Below are 15,441 nucleotides of genomic sequence, written 5' to 3'. Positions count from 1 at the left end.
GCCCGACACGAGCTTGATCTCTCAACGCCAATGAACACAGCGCCGGCAAATACGATGCAACCGATTGAAATCTGCGCCTGGTGTCCCGAATGGCCAACTCAGTTCGCCGTCAAGGCAAAGTTCATCCGAAGCGTGTTGGACGCGCACGCTATGCGCATCGACCACATTGGCTCGACGGCGATCCGAGGTCTGGCGGCAAAGCCGATCATCGACATTCAAATTTCGGTGGCCGATCTGCAATCCGTCGAAGTCCTGAGGGAGAGGATGACGGCCATTGGATACGTGTGGCGATCATCGAATGCTGACCTGACCAAGCGCTATTTCCGAGAGGCGCCAGGCAACGAGCGTACGCATGTTCATGTGCGCGGGCGCGGAAGCTGGAGCGAGCAATGGTCCTTGCTGTTCCGGGATTACATGCGTGCCCACGCCCATGAGCACGCGCCCTATGGAGAACTCAAGCGCGCCTTGGCGGCGCGATACCAGAATGATCGAGTGGCCTACACCGAGGCCAAGTCCGAACACCTCTGGACAATTATCCATCGTGCAGATCGCTGGGCGGCCCAAACCGGCTGGCAGCCGGGCCCGTCCGACGCTTGACCGCACGCGCCACAGCGAGCGCGAGCACTCTGCGGCCAGCGCCAGGTCGGCTGGCCCCCTGCAAGGCCTGCATCCCGCCGCGACCGGACTTCCAAAAGAAAAGGCCCCGGACGAACCGGGGCCTTTTCTTTGGATCTTAATCAGAGCCGGCTTAAGCCGGCCGACGATCAATGTTCCTTGTTGGCGTAGACCGACTTCTTCGTAAGGTAGACGAGGCCGGTGAAGATCAGTAGGAACACCATGACCATGAAGCCGGTGCGCTTGCGGTCTTCGAGGTGCGGCTCGGCCGCCCACATCAGGAACGACGCAACGTCCTTGGCGTACTGGTCGACCGTCTGCGGCGTGCCGTCGTCGTAGGTGACCTGGTCGTTGGAAATCGGCTGCGCCATCGCCAGAGCGGCAGCGTTCGCGAAGTACGGGTTGTAGTGCGTGCCTTCGGCGACTTCGACGCCCTGCGGCGGCTCCTGGTAGCCTGTCAGCAGCGCGTGGATGTAGTCCGGGCCGCCTTCCTGGTAGGGCCAGAACATGTCGAAGACGAACTGCGGGAAGCCGCGTTCGATGCCGCGTGCCTTGGCGATCAGCGAGAAGTCCGGCGGAGCTGCACCGTTGTTCGATGCCGCAGCCGCTTCCTTGTTCGCGTAAGGCGACGGGAAGTGGTCGGACGGCAGAGCCTTGCGGGTGAACATCTCCCCATCGGCATTCGGGCCGTCCTGAACTTCGTAGTTGGCCGCAAACGCCTTCACCTGTGCTTCCGAATAGCCGAGGCCCTCGAGCGTACGGAAGGGCACCAGGTTCATCGAATGGCAGGCCGAACAGACTTCGGCGTAGACCTTCAGGCCGCGCTGAAGCTGGCCCTTGTCATAGTGGCCGAAGGGGCCGGCAAAGCTCCATTCCTGCTGTTCCGGCTTGTGGATCGGATAGTGAGGCGTACCGCCGCCGTGCTCCTCGCCGCCCTTCGCCTCTTCGGCGATAGCTGCACCGAGACCGAGACCAGCGACGACAGCGAGTGACAGAATGCCTGTAACAAGCTTTTTCATTGTTGTGGGTTCCTTATCAATCGCTGTTCTGATCAGGCGCGCGCGGCGGCCGGCTGCGCCTTGGCATTCTGCTTTTCCAGCACCGCTTCGGTGATGGAGTTCGGAATGCGCTTCGGCGTTTCGATCAGACCGAGAACCGGCATGACGACGAAGAAGAAGCCGAAGTAGTAGAGCGTGCCGATCTGCGACATCACGACGTAGAGGCCTTCTGCAGGGCGCGAGCCGAGCCAGCCGAGCATGATGGCGTTGACGACGAAGATCCAGAAGAACAGCTTGTACCACGGACGGTAGACGGCCGAACGGACCTTGGACGTATCGAGCCAGGGCAGGAAGAACAGGACGATGATCGAGCCGAACATCACCAGAACGCCGCCGAGCTTGGAGTCGATCGGGCCGATGTTGAAGGTGATGGCGCGCAGCATCGCGTAGAACGGCAGGTAGTACCATTCCGGAACGATGTGAGCGGGCGTCTTCAGCGCGTCAGCCGGGATGTAGTTGTCCGGGTGGCCGAGGAAGTTCGGCATGTAGAAGACGAACCAGGCATAGACGAGCAGGAAAACGGAGACGCCGAGCGCATCCTTCAGCGTCGCATAGGGAGTGAAGGCAACGGTATCGGTCTTGGACTTCACTTCAACGCCGGTCGGGTTGGTCTGGCCGACGACGTGCAGCGCCCAGATGTGCAGCACGACAACGCCGGCGATCATGAAGGGCAGCAGGTAGTGCAGCGAGAAGAAGCGGTTCAGCGTCGGCTGGTCAACGGCAAAGCCGCCAAGCAGGAACTGCTGGATCCACTCACCCACCAGCGGGAAGGCGGTGAAGAAGCCGGTGATAACGGTCGCGCCCCAGAAGGACATCTGACCCCAGGGCAGAACGTAGCCCATGAAGCCGGTCGCCATCATCAGCAGGTAGATGACTACGCCGAGGATCCAGAGGATTTCGCGCGGAGCCTTGTAGGAACCGTAGTAGAGACCACGGGCGATGTGCAGGTAAACGGCGATGAAGAAGAAGGATGCGCCGTTGGCGTGCATGTAGCGCAGCAACCAACCCTGGTTGACGTCGCGCATGATCTTTTCGACCGAGTTGAACGCAACGGTCGTTTCGGCGGCGTAGTGCATCGCCAGAACGATACCGGTGAGGATCTGGACGACCAGCATCACCGAAAGCATGGCACCGAAGGTGTATGCGTAGTTCAGGTTCCGCGGAACCGGATAGGTGATGAAGCTGTCGTGAATCATACGCGGCAACGGCAGACGGGAATCAACCCATTTCTCAATGCCAGTCGTCGGCGTGTAGGTTGAATGTTCAGCACTCATTATCAGTAGTCCCCTCAACCGATCTTGATAACTGTGTCGGAAACGAACGTGAAGGTCGGCACGTGAAGGTTCTCCGGCGCCGGACCCTTACGGATGCGGCCGGCCGTATCGTAGTGCGAACCGTGGCAGGGACAGAACCAGCCACCGAAGTCACCGGCCTGACCAAGCGGCACGCAGCCGAGATGGGTGCAGGAACCGATCATGACGATCCAGTTTTCCTTGCCTTCGCCGGCAGAGCGATCGACGTCGCTTGCCGATGCGTCGGCCGGAAGGTTGGCATTGCGCGCAACCGGATCCTTCAGGTCGTCGAGCTTGACGGCCTTTGCCTCTTCGACTTCCTTCTCAGTACGGTTGCGGATGAAGATCGGCTTGCCGCGCCATTTCGCCGTCAGCGACATGCCGGGCTGCAGGCTCGAAACATCAACCTCGATCGAGGCGAGCGCGAGCGTCGATGCATCCGGACGCATCTGGTCGATGAACGGCCAAGCGACAGCACCGGCGCCGACGACGCCTGCCATACCGGTAGCCAGATAAAGGAAATCGCGGCGAGTGGGCTCGCCCAAGGCCTCGCTTGAAGTGTCGTGTTCGCTCACGGCTAAACCATCCTCTCACGCAATGTTGCGGAAACCGCATCCGCCCCCGGCGAAATTCCTGCCCCTTGCGGTTTGATCCAGGTCAAGGAACCACGCCCTATTCATAGTGCTAACGCCCCCGCCGTTTTGCGCCTGCAAACACGACATCGGCACCAGAATCCGAAAAAATTCTGCGCACCCACGGCACACAGATTCCCCGTCAATCCGGCGCGTTCTATGCTTGATCGCAAATTATGTCCAGCCTTGACAAGGGGATGTGGGCAGATTGTCGCGGCGAAAAGCGCGGCCAATCGGCACAAGGACTTGACGGTCGCCAGTTAGGCTGAATTCGGGCCGGCCGAGCGGGCGTTGAAGCGGTCTTGAACCGCCCTACTCCGCCGCTTCCTCGCGGGCGAGAAATCCACCCGACTGACGCGACCAGAGCCCGGCGTAAAGTCCGTCGCGGGCAACGAGTTCCGCATGGGTTCCCTCTTCGACGATCCGCCCCTCGTCCATCACCACGAGCCGGTCGAGCGCCGCGATCGTCGACAGCCGGTGCGCGATCGCCAGCACCGTCTTGCCCTGCATCAGGCGGTCGAGATTGGACTGGATCGCCGCTTCGACCTCAGAATCGAGCGCCGAGGTCGCCTCGTCGAGCACGAGGATCGGCGCATCCTTCAGCATCACCCGGGCAATGGCGATGCGCTGGCGCTGACCGCCCGAAAGCTTGACGCCGCGCTCGCCGACATGGGCATCGAACCCCTGGCGGCCGCGCTGGTCCTGCAGTCCGAGGATGAAGTCGTAGGCTTCGGCCTTGCGCGCGGCGGCAATCAGTTGCTCCTCGCTCGCATCCGGCCGGCCGAAGAGGATGTTGTCGCGGATCGAGCGGTGTAGCAGCGAAGTATCCTGGCTGACCATGCCGACCTGGGCGCGCAGTGACTCCTGCGTGACCGCTGCGATATCCTGCCCGTCGATACGGATCCGGCCGCCCTCGAGGTCATAGAAGCGCAGCAGCAGATTGACGAGCGTCGACTTGCCGGCGCCGGAACGGCCGACGATACCCACCTTCTCACCCGGGCGAACGATCAGCGAAAAATCGTCGATGACGCGCTCGCCCTTGCCGTAGTGGAAACGGACGTGTTCGAAGCGGATTTCCGGCTGGCTGACGGCGAGCTCTGCGGCATCGGGCCGGTCGACCAGACCAATCGGCTGCGACACGAGTTCGGCCGAGTTCTGGATCGTGCCGATGTTGCGCATGATCGAATTGAACTGGGTCATCATGCGGCCGAGCAGCATGTTGAGCCGGAGCACCAGCGCCAGCGTGAAGGCGACGGCGCCGGAACTGATCGCGCCGCCGAGCCAGAGATGGATCGCATAGATGGCGATGGCCGTGATCATCATGCCGGAAAGCAGCGCCAGCGAAGCGCGCACCGCCGTCAGAAGCCGCGTGAACGGAATGACCGCGTGCTGGAACCGATCGAAACCGGAGCGGATATAGCGGTCGTTCTCGTCGTCGCGACCGAAGAGCTTCAGCGTCTGGATATTGGAATAGGCATCGACCATGCGGCCATTCAGCATCGAGGCCATCTCAGCCGTATCGCGGGCATGTTTGCGGATGCGCGGTACGAAGTAGCGGGCGAGCGCCAGGAAGACGACGATCCAGAAGGCGACCATCGCCGCCAGACGCCAGTCGAGTTGCGCCACCAGCGCCATGGTCGAGGCGGTGTAGATGACGATGAACCAGACGACCTGCAGCAGCGAGACGATCAGATCGCTCGTCGCCTGGGCGCCTGCCCAGACCTTGGTGACGATGCGGCCGGAAAAGTCGTTCTGGAAGAAGGTCAGCGACTGGCGGGCCACATGCACATAGGACTGCCAGCGCACCAGATTGAGAAAGCCCGTGATGATCGATTGTTCTTCGACGAGCGCCGCCAGCGACACCGCAATAAAGCGGAACACCATCACCGTCAGCAGCATGAACAAAAGTTCGGGCCCGTTCGCGGCGATGAGCCCGCTCCAGCCGGCTTCCGGCTTCACCGTGTCGAGAACGTCGACCAGTCGCCCGACGAAATAGAACAGCCCGGCTTCGAGCATGGCGACGAGACCGCCGAGCACGGCCATCGCGATGAACGGTCCCTTCGCCTGTCTGGCGTAGAACCAGGCGAAACCCCAGAGCGATTTGGGCGGCTGCAGGCGCTCGCGCGGCGCGAACGGCTTGATCCAGTTCTCGAAGAGGCGGACGATGGCGCTGAGCATGGTTCCGATATAGGCGGTTCGGCGGGAACAGCAATCGGTTTCCGCACAATTGCAGATTACAAATGCGTAACGTCTAAGAGAGCGGCCCACCGCTCTTTCGAACGGCGGGCCGACAGCATCTTACTCCGCCGCCTCTTCCTTCTCGACGTCGTCGGCGATGAAGCCGCCAGACTGGCGCGACCAGAGGTCGGCATAAAGGCCGCCCTTGGCGACGAGTTCGCCGTGCGAGCCGGTCTCGACGATCCGGCCCGCTTCGAGGATCACCAGCCGGTCCATCTCCGTCAGCGTCGACAGGCGGTGGGCGATCGCGATCACCGTCTTGCCGGACATCAGCGCGAAGAGGTTTTCCTGGATCGCCGCTTCGACTTCGGAATCGAGCGCCGAGGTCGCCTCGTCGAGGATCAGGATCGGCGCGTCCTTGAGGAAAACGCGCGCGATCGCGACGCGCTGCCGCTGGCCGCCGGAAAGCTTGACGCCACGTTCGCCGACCTGGGCGTCCAGCGCCTTGCGGCCCTGGTTGTCCTCGAGCCCCTGGATGAAGTCCCAGGCGTTCGCCTTCTTCGCCGCGGTAATGATCGCCTCGTCGTCCGCCTCCGGATGTCCATAGGCGATATTATCGCGAATGGAGCGGTGCAGCAGCGAGGTGTCCTGCGTGACGACGCCGATTTGGGCGCGCAGGCTGTCCTGCGTGACGGTGGAGATATCCTTGCCGTCGATCCGAATTGCGCCGTCCTCGAGATCGTAGAAGCGCAACAGCAGGTTCATCAGCGTCGTCTTGCCGGCGCCTGAGCGACCAACGAGACCGATCTTCTCGCCCGGCTTGATGTCGAGCGACAGGTGATCGATGACGCCCTTGGCCTTGCCGTAGTGGAAGCGGATGTTGTCGAAGGCAATCGCCCCCTTGTCCGCCTTCAGCGCCTTGGCATCCGGTTCATCGACGATATCGTGTGCCTTTGTCATCATGCCGATGCCGTCATAGACCGTACCGATGTTCTCGAAGAGCGCCGAGACTTCCCACATGATCCACTGCGACATGCCGTTGATGCGCATCGCCAGACCGACCGCAATCGCGATTGCGCCGACCGAGATGGCACTCGTCAGCCAGAGATGGATGCCAAGCGTGGCGATGGCAAAGAGTGCGATGCTGTTGTTGGCATAAACGAGGATGTGGAACAGCGTCACCTTGCGCATCTGGCGATGTACGGTGTCGAGGAAACCGTCCATGCCGTCACGCGCATAGCCTTCCTCGCGGCCGGCATGGGAGAACAGCTTGACCGTGCCGATATTGGTGTAGCTGTCGACGATCCGGCCCGTCATCATCGAGCGCGCGTCGGCCTGCTCCTTGGAGATCTTCTGCAGGCGCGGCACGAAATAGCTGACGATGCAGATGTAGATCGCGAGCCAGATGGTGAGCGGGATAACGAGGCGCCAGTCGGCTGTCGCCACGACCGCGAGCATGGTGACGAAGTAGCTGACGACATAGACGAAGACGTCGAGGATCTTCATCACCGTTTCGCGCACCGCAAGCGACGTCTGCATCACCTTCGTCGCCACGCGTCCAGCGAACTCGTTGGCAAAGAAGGTCATGCTCTGACGCAGCAGGTAGCGGTGCATCTGCCAGCGGGCGATCATCGGATAGTTGCCGAGCAGCACCTGGTGCATGATCAGCGAGTCGATCGCCACCAGGCCAGGCAGGCCGATGAGGACGAGCGCGCCCATCCAGAAGAGCCTGCCGCCCTCGGCCTCCAGGAACGTGTCGCGGTTGGCGCTCGACAGCCAGTCGACCATGTTGCCGAGGAACTGGAACAGCGCCACTTCGCCGACGGCGATCAGCATCGTGCAGACGGACATAATCAGCAGCCACGGCACGGCCGGCTTGGAATAATGCCAGCAGAAGCCGAAAAGGCTTTTCGGCGGGAGCGTCGGCTCCTCCGCCGGATAAGGATTGAGGCGGGATTCAAACCAGCCGAACATTGCATTGCTCCTTCAGAGTATTTTGAAGGAAAGCGGGGTTTCCCCGCATTCTTATGATGAAAAGGTCAGTCCGGAAATGCAGCCCGAAAGAGGGCTTCGTCTTCCGGAGTCCCGGAAGCGCGTCGATCTCTTTTAAAAGATAGGTCGCGGAACCGGTCAGGCCAAACGGTGGCCCACTACTCCAGGAAGGCGTGTCAACATCAATACATTCATGTTTGCCTCCGTCGGTTCGCGTTGAAGAGGTTCGATCTCTACCCTTATTCGCGCCGGCATGCCAGATTGTCGCAGGCTGTTTCTTGCACATTTTTTCACCGTTCGGGTATCTGTTGCCGTTTCGGCACAGATTAGCGCCGGCAATATCAGCGACCGCAAAAGCAAGCAGCGCCGAGTTTTTCGCAGCGGAGAACACGGATGAATGCTTCATCGGATACGCCTCCTGATCTTCAAGGTGTCGGTTTCGTCCTTCGCCGCCCCCGCGACGGTGATGTGGATGCGCGCCTGAGGCTCGGCCGCCATCCGGAAATCTACCGAATGTTCGGTGCGGGCCGGTCCTTTCCCGGCCTCTTCAGTTACGGAGAGGCAGCCGCCTGGGTTGCGCGGATTGCCGGACACCCGGCGGCCTGGATCATCGATCAGGACGGCCTCACCGGCGAAGTGAGGCTCGACAATCTCAATCACGTCGATCGGCGTGCGAGCTTCGCCATCGGCATTTTCGATCCGGAACGCCTCGGCAAGGGGCTTGGCACGGCGGTCACCAAGCGGGTATTGGCCTATGCCTTCGATGAACTTGCCCTTCATCGGGTGTCGCTCAGGGTTCTCGTCTTCAATGAGCGGGCGATTGCCGCCTATCGCAAGTCCGGCTTCTCCATCGAGGGCCGCGAACGTGAGTCGGCTCTGATCGACGGCGAGTGGCATGACGACATCATGATGGGCATCCTGGCCGCGGAATTTGACGCGCGGCGTGATGCTACCGGAAACGAGTGACCTGACGTGAGCAATCTGCGCATCGCCCTCTACCAGCCCGACATTCCCGGCAATACCGGCACGATCCTGCGCCTTGCCGCCTGCCTCGGGCTTTGCGTCGACGTGATCGAACCGGCTGGCTTCGACCTCTCCGACCGCAACCTGAAGCGCGCCGGCATGGACTATATCGCCTCGGTGGCGCTCACCCGCCATGTCAACTGGGAGCGCTTCGAAGAGTGGCGAGCGGCGAGCGGACGCCGACTGGTGCTCGCATCTACCAAGGCTGCCCTGCCCTATACGCGCTACGAGTTTCGCCCCGACGACATCCTGCTCTTCGGACGGGAGAGCGCCGGCGTGCCCGACCACGTGCACGAGCGTGCCGACGGCCGAATCCTCATTCCAATGGCGGAGGGCCAGCGCTCGCTGAACATCGCAATCTCCGCCGCAATGATCGCCGGCGAAGCGATCCGGCAGGTTTCTCCAGCCTGACAGTGTAAACATTGCTACCTCCTTGGCTGTCGATCGAGGGGCGCTGCAAGCCGAACCGGCCACCGTCAGTGGTCGGCGCGTTACGCCGCCACCTCGTTGTAGGGTGCGCTCTTGCGCGCCTGTTTCAGAACACGTGCCCACCAGGTCAGCCGGTCGATCATCACGAACAGCGGCGCACGCAATTCCTCGGGCTTGTAGAGGTTGCCGGCAGCGTCGAACTTCGACCACGCTTTGGGGAAAGTGATGCCATCGCGCAGCGTCACCGTATGCAGCTCCCCGAACACCTGGCGCAATTGCTCGACGGCCCGGATGCCGCCCGAGGCGCCGCCATAGGAGACGAAGGAGACAGGCTTTGCGTGCCAGGGCTCGTAGACCGAATCGATCAGTTCCTTGAGCGCCGCCGGATAGCCGTGATTGTATTCGGGCGTGACGATGATGAAGGCGTCGGCCTCGGCGATCTTGCGCTCGAGCCACTCGCCCGGATTGACCGCAGCGCCCAGCCCACGTGACGTCCTCAGCCGCGCCGGATCGATGACCGTCAGGGTGAACACATCAGAAGCCGAAAGTTCCCGGATCAGCCAGTTGGCGACCGTATCGCAGAAGCGACCCTGGCGCGCACTGCCATAGATCACGGCAAGGGTCATTTTCTCAGTCATGGGATCAAGCTCCTGTTGTCGACGTTATGGAGCCAATGCTATAGAACCTCAACAATAGTTGAGGTCAATAGCCATCATGACAATTGTGAAAAGCAGCGAATTGCGCCGCGAACTGACGGTCGGCGAAGTGGCGGAGCGAAGCGGCGTCGCCGTCTCCACCCTGCACTTCTACGAGGCCAAGGGGCTGATCCGCAGCAACCGCACCCGCGGCAACCAGCGCCGTTATCCGCGCAGCGTGCTGCGACGGGTCGCCGTCATCAAGGTGGCCCAGCGCACCGGCATCCCTCTGTCGGAGATCCAGGACGCTTTGTCTGTCCTTCCGGACGATCGTCCGCTTGCGGTCGAAGATTGGGGCAGATTGTCCGAAAATTGGCGCGAACAGCTGAACGAACGCATCGCCAACCTGATGGCTTTGCGCGATCACCTGACGGGCTGTATCGGCTGCGGCTGCCTGTCGCTGCGTGAATGTCCGCTGCGCAACCCGCACGACGTGCTGTCGATGGAAGGCGCCGGACCGCGGCTCATGGATGACGATGGCCACCCGTGAGGGCAGTGAAATGGGTCAATCCGCACTCGGCAGGCGGCGCATGGTGAATTCGATCTCGTCGCCATCGAGCTGCCGCCAGCTTTCGACCTCGGTCCAGTAGGCGGCCTTCGGCCAGGTGTCGAACCATTCCCGTGCCTTCGCGCGGGCGGCACTGCGATCGAGCCGAAAGGTTTCCCGCACGAAAAGGCCATCGCCTCGTGTCGGTTTGTCCCGGCGATGCCGGGCGATCTGCCGCCGCAATCCATCGAGCGGCGGGCCTGCAGGTATTCTTGCCATGGGCTATACCTCTGATAACTAAGATAGTGACGGCGCTTGAGCTTTGCCAGAGGATTGTTCTGCGGCAGGCTCGCGCTGCCCATCAGCGCTCTGGTGCGACAGACCGCCCCGAGGTGCTGGACCGGCGTTGCCATCGGCGCGAAAGTGTGAACTGTGGCGACTTCAATCGAATCGGCGGCATTTCATCGGGAAACCCGCCAACAGGACGCAACTTTCCATGGAACGACCGCAGCTCGCCCCGGGCCTCCCCGCAGATATCGAAGTGAAGAAGGCCGAGGCGCGTGCGTGGTTCGAAGGGCTGCGCGACACCATCTGCGCTGCCTTTGAAGGCATCGAGGATGAACTGACGGGTCCCCTCTCCGATCGCGCGCCAGGGCGGTTCGTCGCCAAGGATTGGAGCCGCGACGATGGCAAGGGCGGCGGTGGCCGCATGTCGATGATGGAAGGCCGCGTCTTCGAAAAGGTGGGCGTCCATACCTCGACCGTCTTTGGTGAATTCTCGCCTGAATTCCGCGGCCAGATTCCGGGTGCTGCCGAGGATCCGCGCTTCTGGGCCTCCGGCATTTCGTTGATTGCCCACCCCGTGAACCCCAACGTGCCCGCCGTGCATATGAACACCCGCATGGTGGTGACGACGAGCAACTGGTTCGGCGGCGGCGCCGATCTGACGCCGGTGCTCGATCGTCGTCGCGTCATGACCGATGCGGACACGCAGCTCTTCCATCGCGCTATGGAAATCACCTGCAGCCGCCATGCGGTCGCCGACCACGCCAAGTTCAAGACGTGGTGCGATGACTACTTCTTCCTGCCGCACCGCAACGAGCCGCGTGGCACCGGCGGCATCTTCTACGACTGGCTGCGCTCGTCGGAGGAACAGGGTGGCTGGGATGCGGACTTCGCCTTCACCCGCGACGTGGGCAAGGCCTTTGCCCTCGTCTACCCGAAGATCGTCCGCACCAACTTCAACATGCCCTGGACCGAGGAAGACCGGGATGAGCAGCTCGTGCGGCGCGGTCGCTACGTCGAGTTCAACCTGCTCTATGACCGCGGCACGATCTTCGGCCTGAAGACCGGCGGCAACGTGGAGTCGATCCTGTCGTCGCTGCCCCCGGTGGTGCGCTGGCCCTAAGACAAGCACAGAGAGCGTTTCGCCAGGCAAGAACGCTCTCGCCACCTCAACTGCAGATCCGCACCTTCTTAGGGATGACCCGGCCATAGGCGCCGTAGGTCTTGACGGTTTTGACGACGCAGCTCTGCCTGTAGCCATAGCTGTAGTTCCCGGCCTGCGCCGGTATGCCGAAGGCAAGTGCCATCGCTATCGCCAGAGCCATGGCGAAAAAAGAGCCGCGCATCGATATGTCCCCTGCATGCTGATCGTGACCGCGACAGATCCCGTCGCTTGAGGAGACACATGGCACGACTGAGGATTTCCCGCTGTTTCGAATGAAACAGGCGAACAAAGCGTGGCATCCAACGTTTCCTCTGCGTTGAGCGAGGTGGATGCCATGATTTTCAAGAAGCGAACATTCTACGGCGACGAGCCGGAGCGGCAGGCCGCGGATCACCCGGCCGAGCTCGAGCGCCGCGTTGCCCATTTTCTGGCGGTAGCCCCCGGCCTCGATGCCGCCGATCTCACGGTGACTGCCAAGGGCAACACGATCATCCTTGCCGGCTTCGTCGCGACCGCGGCCGAAGTTGCCCGCGCCGAAGAGGCAGCAAGGCACATGCAAGGCGTCGCGGAAGTGGTCAACCGGATCGAAATAGCCGGCGCAAAATAGAAGGCGTCAGATAGAGCCCAGCGTCCAGCTGACGATCTCGGCGGAAACGCTGGCAAAGGCCTGGTCCATCGCCTTGATGAAGGCCGGGTTGCCCGCACCCTTCACGCTGGCCGTGGCGCGAAACGCCTTTTGCACCCGCACCGTGCCATTGCGGTCGTTGAGGATTTTCGCGAAGATTTCGACAACGGCCGTATCTGCACCTTCCGTCGAGATCTCGAAGGCGCGGATTTCGGTGATGAGCTGGTAGTCGATCGCAAGGCCCTGGCCCGGCTTGCCGACGCCGCCGATCTTGCCGGTGTCTTCGAAGGCCTGCACGAGCTTCGATTGCACCAGCTTCGGCAGGCGGTCGCTCCATTGTGCCTTGGAGAGAAATTGCAGCTCGGAACCGGACAGGCGGATGACGACCTGGTCGCTGTCGAGCGCCTTCAGCGCCGTCGGCTCGGGCACCAGGATTTGTTTGCCGGTCGATGCCCGTCCTTCAACGAGAGGTGTAGCCGAAAGGCTGTACGTGTCGTTGACGGCTTTCGTACCGCAGCCGGCAAGTCCGGCTGCCAGCACGAAAATCAGGGCGGAGCGCCATGCTCCTGCTACTCGCACACCCACCAGCCCCGGAAAACTCATACTGCCAATACCCTTGTCCCACACACCTTGGCGCGCCCTTGATCGAAAGCACACCGCTTGGCCCCACACCGGTCCTGCCGCCCCGAATCAGCGCCGGGTACGGCCATCATATTGCTTCACCGTCTCGCCGCCAAAGAGAAGACGCTGCGGGTTCTTGTCGAATGTGGAGATGGTGTTCTCCAGGCTCTGGACCGTACGCCGCGTATCGGTGACGAGTGCTTCGACGTCGCGCAGGCCCGAGCCCGAGAAGCGCTTGAGGTTGTCGGCGATCGGGCCGATCTGCGCATTGAGATTGTCGGCCATCTTGCGGAATGACGCGAGCGTCGCGCGGGCGTCAGCCGAAAGCGAAGGCGCATCCGCATCACCAAGGAAACCATCGACCTTGACGAGAATGCTGTCGACCCGGTTGGCAGAGGCGTTCAACTTGCTTGCCAACTGGGTGACATCGGTGATGGTACGGTCGATATCCTGCTGCCGCGCCGTGATCTTTTCGGCAAATGCGGAAATGTTGGCGACCGTCTTTCGGGCGTCTGCGGTCGCTGCTGTGATGTCGTTGACGACGAGCTCGACCTTCTCCTTGTCCACCGAGGCCACCAGCGTATCGACCCGCTCCAGCGTCTTCTGGGCGTTCTTGCCGAACTGGTCATAGGTCTCGACCGTTCGACGCAGCGCAGCAAGCGTCTCCGTCACTCCGCCCGAAGCCGCCTTCAGGTCGTTGCTGATCTGCTCGACGTTCGAAACGATGTGGTCGATCTTCTTCGGATCCACCGACTTCACCAGGGTCTCGGCAGCCTCGAGGGTCGAATCGAGTTTCTTGGAGGCTGCGCTGACCGAACCGGAAAGCTCCGTCACGCTTCTGAGGAAATCGTCAATCGCGCCGGAATTGTTGGCAAGCGCCGTCGAGAACGTCTCCGCATTGCCGATTGTTTTCGTCAGCGGGCCGCGCACATCGGTCACAAAACCCTGGATGTCGGTGATGGCGTCGTTGGCCCGGTCCATGATCTGGTCGGCAGTCGCCAGCAGGCTGGTAACGCTCGACTGATCCGCAAGGATGCGCGCCTGTGTGCCATTTTCGATCGCGGATCTCAGGATGTTCTCGTCGCCCTTGCGGCCGCCGCTGAGCTCGATATAGGCGGCGCCCGTCAGGCCCTGCACTTCCAGCGTCGCCTTGGTCGATTTCAGTACCGGCGCATCGATCGAAACCTCGGTGACGGCAATCGAATAGCGCGGGTCATTGGCGTCGATCGCAAGATTGCGCACCGTGCCGACGGGGATACCGTTGAAGCGTACCGGCGAACCGACGGAAAGACCGTTGGCGGAACCCGGAATATTGACCACCAGCTCGACCATCTCGCCGCTGCGGCCATATTGCGACATCCAGTAGACGAAGCCGAATGCGGCCGCGATCACGAACACCGTGAAGAAACCGACAATGGCGTAATTCGCTTTCGTTTCCATTCGTACCGACTACCTTCGTGGCCGCTTCACCGGCTCTTGCTCCGATCTCGACACGTGAGCGTCAAAACCGCCTTCTCGAATCATTGATCGTTCCGCACGATCGAACGCGCCCGCTTGCCCCTGAAGTAGGACTGCACCCAGGGGTCGTCGCAGGCCAGCATGTCCTCCACGGTCCCTTCGACCAGAACCTTCTTCTTGCCGAGAACCGCGATGCGGTCACAGACGGAAAACAGGCTGTCGAGGTCGTGAGTCACCATATACACGGTCAATCCCAGCGTGTCGCGCAGCTTGGCAATCAACTCGTCGAACTCGGCAGCCCCGATCGGGTCGAGACCCGAGGTCGGCTCGTCCAGGAAGACCAGGTCGGGATCGAGCGCCAGTGCGCGTGCGAGAGCCGCGCGCTTGATCATGCCACCCGAAAGCTCCGACGGGTATTTTTCCGCCGCTTCCGGCTCCAGGCCGACCAACTCGATCTTCACCCGCGCCAGTTCGTCCATCAGGCTCTGCGGCAGATCGAGATATTCCCGCATCGGCACCTGGATGTTCTCGCGCACCGTCAGCGCCGAAAAGAGCGCGCCATGCTGGAAGAGAACGCCGAGGCGCATGTCGAGCGCGATGCGCTCGGCTTCGGTGATCTTGTCGTAGTCGGCGCCCAAGATCTCGATCTTGCCGGAACGCTTCGCCAGCAACCTGAGCACGGTGCGCATCAGCACCGACTTGCCCGTGCCGGAAGCGCCGACGAAACCAAGGATCTCGCCGCGGTAGATTTCGAGGTTCAGCTTGTCGAGCACGATGTTGGAGCCGAAGCCCACCGTCAGGTCACGGACGGAAAGAACGGACTCCCGCCCGTTCGCCTCGGTCGCCTGGTACGCATCGTGCTGTTTTTCCAATGGGTTCACGCTGT

Annotated in this window: 18 protein-coding genes; 6 read left to right on the top strand and 12 right to left on the bottom strand. The window is 61.8% G+C overall.

The window, feature by feature from the left end; all coding sequences use genetic code 11:
* The first annotated feature begins 54 nt into the window (after positions 1–54).
* The gene (locus BLU35_RS10425) at positions 55–597 is read left to right on the top strand and encodes a GrpB family protein (protein WP_210185127.1); all 543 of its coding nucleotides are present in this window, start codon (positions 55–57) and stop codon (positions 595–597) included.
* Positions 598–764: 167 nt separating this feature from the next.
* Here the strand turns inward: BLU35_RS10425 and BLU35_RS10420 are convergent, their stop codons facing one another.
* From BLU35_RS10420 to BLU35_RS34935, 6 genes are all read right to left on the bottom strand, one after another.
* Positions 765–1,634, bottom strand: coding sequence for a cytochrome c1 (locus BLU35_RS10420; RefSeq protein WP_057248900.1), 870 nt, complete (start codon positions 1,632–1,634; stop codon positions 765–767).
* 32 nt (positions 1,635–1,666) lie between these two features.
* Complete coding sequence (locus BLU35_RS10415) at positions 1,667–2,947, bottom strand: cytochrome b (protein ID WP_058324095.1); 1,281 nt, start codon at positions 2,945–2,947, stop codon at positions 1,667–1,669.
* 14 nt (positions 2,948–2,961) lie between these two features.
* Positions 2,962–3,540, bottom strand: coding sequence for a ubiquinol-cytochrome c reductase iron-sulfur subunit (gene petA / locus BLU35_RS10410; RefSeq protein ID WP_057248898.1), 579 nt, complete (start codon positions 3,538–3,540; stop codon positions 2,962–2,964).
* Between the two features lie 369 nt (positions 3,541–3,909).
* A complete protein-coding gene (locus BLU35_RS10405) occupies positions 3,910–5,775 on the bottom strand; it encodes an ABC transporter ATP-binding protein (protein WP_093233016.1) in 1,866 nt (621 codons plus the stop codon).
* 120 nt (positions 5,776–5,895) lie between these two features.
* The gene (locus BLU35_RS10400) at positions 5,896–7,749 is read right to left on the bottom strand and encodes an ABC transporter ATP-binding protein (protein ID WP_057248896.1); all 1,854 of its coding nucleotides are present in this window, start codon (positions 7,747–7,749) and stop codon (positions 5,896–5,898) included.
* Entirely contained in the window at positions 7,733–8,173 is a 441-nt protein-coding gene (locus BLU35_RS34935) for a hypothetical protein (RefSeq protein ID WP_143032916.1), read from the bottom strand. The genes BLU35_RS10400 and BLU35_RS34935 overlap by 17 nt, the downstream gene beginning before the upstream one ends.
* Here BLU35_RS34935 and BLU35_RS10395 point away from each other — a divergent pair.
* Entirely contained in the window at positions 8,161–8,733 is a 573-nt protein-coding gene (locus tag BLU35_RS10395) for a GNAT family N-acetyltransferase (RefSeq protein WP_093233015.1), read from the top strand. The genes BLU35_RS34935 and BLU35_RS10395 overlap by 13 nt on opposite strands.
* A gap of 6 nt (positions 8,734–8,739) precedes the next feature.
* Complete coding sequence (locus BLU35_RS10390; protein ID WP_057248894.1) at positions 8,740–9,201, top strand: tRNA (cytidine(34)-2'-O)-methyltransferase; 462 nt, start codon at positions 8,740–8,742, stop codon at positions 9,199–9,201.
* 80 nt (positions 9,202–9,281) lie between these two features.
* On the opposite strand, the gene BLU35_RS10385 is transcribed toward BLU35_RS10390, so the two are convergent.
* The gene (locus BLU35_RS10385; RefSeq protein ID WP_058324092.1) at positions 9,282–9,857 is read right to left on the bottom strand and encodes an NADPH-dependent FMN reductase; all 576 of its coding nucleotides are present in this window, start codon (positions 9,855–9,857) and stop codon (positions 9,282–9,284) included.
* 76 nt (positions 9,858–9,933) lie between these two features.
* Here BLU35_RS10385 and soxR point away from each other — a divergent pair, with 76 nt between their 5' ends.
* The gene (gene soxR, locus BLU35_RS10380; RefSeq protein ID WP_093233014.1) at positions 9,934–10,404 is read left to right on the top strand and encodes a redox-sensitive transcriptional activator SoxR; all 471 of its coding nucleotides are present in this window, start codon (positions 9,934–9,936) and stop codon (positions 10,402–10,404) included.
* A gap of 15 nt (positions 10,405–10,419) precedes the next feature.
* Here the strand turns inward: soxR and BLU35_RS10375 are convergent, their stop codons facing one another.
* The gene (locus BLU35_RS10375; RefSeq protein WP_057248891.1) at positions 10,420–10,680 is read right to left on the bottom strand and encodes a hypothetical protein; all 261 of its coding nucleotides are present in this window, start codon (positions 10,678–10,680) and stop codon (positions 10,420–10,422) included.
* Positions 10,681–10,897: 217 nt separating this feature from the next.
* Between BLU35_RS10375 and hemF the strand changes: the two genes are divergently transcribed.
* A complete protein-coding gene (gene hemF, locus BLU35_RS10370) occupies positions 10,898–11,809 on the top strand; it encodes an oxygen-dependent coproporphyrinogen oxidase (RefSeq protein WP_093233013.1) in 912 nt (303 codons plus the stop codon).
* A 46-nt stretch (positions 11,810–11,855) separates the two neighbouring features.
* On the opposite strand, the gene BLU35_RS35595 is transcribed toward hemF, so the two are convergent.
* A complete protein-coding gene (locus BLU35_RS35595) occupies positions 11,856–12,032 on the bottom strand; it encodes a hypothetical protein (RefSeq protein WP_156433193.1) in 177 nt (58 codons plus the stop codon).
* A gap of 153 nt (positions 12,033–12,185) precedes the next feature.
* On the opposite strand from BLU35_RS35595, the gene BLU35_RS10365 reads away from it, so the two are divergent.
* Positions 12,186–12,458 carry a BON domain-containing protein gene (locus BLU35_RS10365; RefSeq protein ID WP_058324195.1) on the top strand — a complete coding sequence of 91 codons (273 nt, stop codon included), beginning with the start codon at positions 12,186–12,188 and terminating at the stop codon, positions 12,456–12,458.
* Positions 12,459–12,464: 6 nt separating this feature from the next.
* On the opposite strand, the gene BLU35_RS10360 is transcribed toward BLU35_RS10365, so the two are convergent.
* The 3 genes from BLU35_RS10360 to BLU35_RS10350 form a co-directional block, all read right to left on the bottom strand.
* Positions 12,465–13,079: an ABC-type transport auxiliary lipoprotein family protein gene (locus tag BLU35_RS10360; protein WP_058324090.1), complete on the bottom strand. Its 615-nt coding sequence runs from the start codon at positions 13,077–13,079 to the stop codon at positions 12,465–12,467.
* An 87-nt stretch (positions 13,080–13,166) separates the two neighbouring features.
* Positions 13,167–14,537 (bottom strand): MlaD family protein, encoded by a 1,371-nt coding sequence (locus BLU35_RS10355; RefSeq protein ID WP_057248888.1) that lies wholly within the window; start codon positions 14,535–14,537, stop codon positions 13,167–13,169.
* A gap of 80 nt (positions 14,538–14,617) precedes the next feature.
* Positions 14,618–15,427, bottom strand: a complete 810-nt coding sequence (locus BLU35_RS10350) for an ABC transporter ATP-binding protein (RefSeq protein ID WP_058324089.1) — start codon at positions 15,425–15,427, stop codon at positions 14,618–14,620.
* Between the last annotated feature and the right edge of the window lie 14 nt (positions 15,428–15,441).

The organism is Sinorhizobium sp. NFACC03 (assembly GCF_900103435.1).
Classification (GTDB): domain Bacteria; phylum Pseudomonadota; class Alphaproteobacteria; order Rhizobiales; family Rhizobiaceae; genus Ensifer.
Note: the sequence above shows the minus strand (reverse complement) of the source record. Positions and strands in the feature narration are given on the sequence as shown.

Bases quoted from the DNA above. Each gene is read 5' to 3' on its own strand.
- BLU35_RS10425 (WP_210185127.1), top strand. From the start codon at position 55: ATGCAACCGATTGAAATCTGCGCCTGGTGTCCCGAATGGCCAACTCAG.
- BLU35_RS35595 (WP_156433193.1), bottom strand. From the start codon at position 12,032: ATGCGCGGCTCTTTTTTCGCCATGGCTCTGGCGATAGCGATGGCACTT.
- BLU35_RS10355 (WP_057248888.1), bottom strand. From the start codon at position 14,537: ATGGAAACGAAAGCGAATTACGCCATTGTCGGTTTCTTCACGGTGTTC.
- BLU35_RS10405 (WP_093233016.1), bottom strand. From the start codon at position 5,775: ATGCTCAGCGCCATCGTCCGCCTCTTCGAGAACTGGATCAAGCCGTTC.
- BLU35_RS10395 (WP_093233015.1), top strand. From the start codon at position 8,161: ATGAATGCTTCATCGGATACGCCTCCTGATCTTCAAGGTGTCGGTTTC.
- BLU35_RS10400 (WP_057248896.1), bottom strand. From the start codon at position 7,749: ATGTTCGGCTGGTTTGAATCCCGCCTCAATCCTTATCCGGCGGAGGAG.
- BLU35_RS10375 (WP_057248891.1), bottom strand. From the start codon at position 10,680: ATGGCAAGAATACCTGCAGGCCCGCCGCTCGATGGATTGCGGCGGCAG.
- BLU35_RS10420 (WP_057248900.1), bottom strand. From the start codon at position 1,634: ATGAAAAAGCTTGTTACAGGCATTCTGTCACTCGCTGTCGTCGCTGGT.
- BLU35_RS10415 (WP_058324095.1), bottom strand. From the start codon at position 2,947: ATGAGTGCTGAACATTCAACCTACACGCCGACGACTGGCATTGAGAAA.
- hemF (WP_093233013.1), top strand. From the start codon at position 10,898: ATGGAACGACCGCAGCTCGCCCCGGGCCTCCCCGCAGATATCGAAGTG.
- BLU35_RS10385 (WP_058324092.1), bottom strand. From the start codon at position 9,857: ATGACTGAGAAAATGACCCTTGCCGTGATCTATGGCAGTGCGCGCCAG.
- BLU35_RS10365 (WP_058324195.1), top strand. From the start codon at position 12,186: ATGATTTTCAAGAAGCGAACATTCTACGGCGACGAGCCGGAGCGGCAG.
- BLU35_RS10360 (WP_058324090.1), bottom strand. From the start codon at position 13,079: ATGAGTTTTCCGGGGCTGGTGGGTGTGCGAGTAGCAGGAGCATGGCGC.
- BLU35_RS34935 (WP_143032916.1), bottom strand. From the start codon at position 8,173: ATGAAGCATTCATCCGTGTTCTCCGCTGCGAAAAACTCGGCGCTGCTT.
- soxR (WP_093233014.1), top strand. From the start codon at position 9,934: ATGACAATTGTGAAAAGCAGCGAATTGCGCCGCGAACTGACGGTCGGC.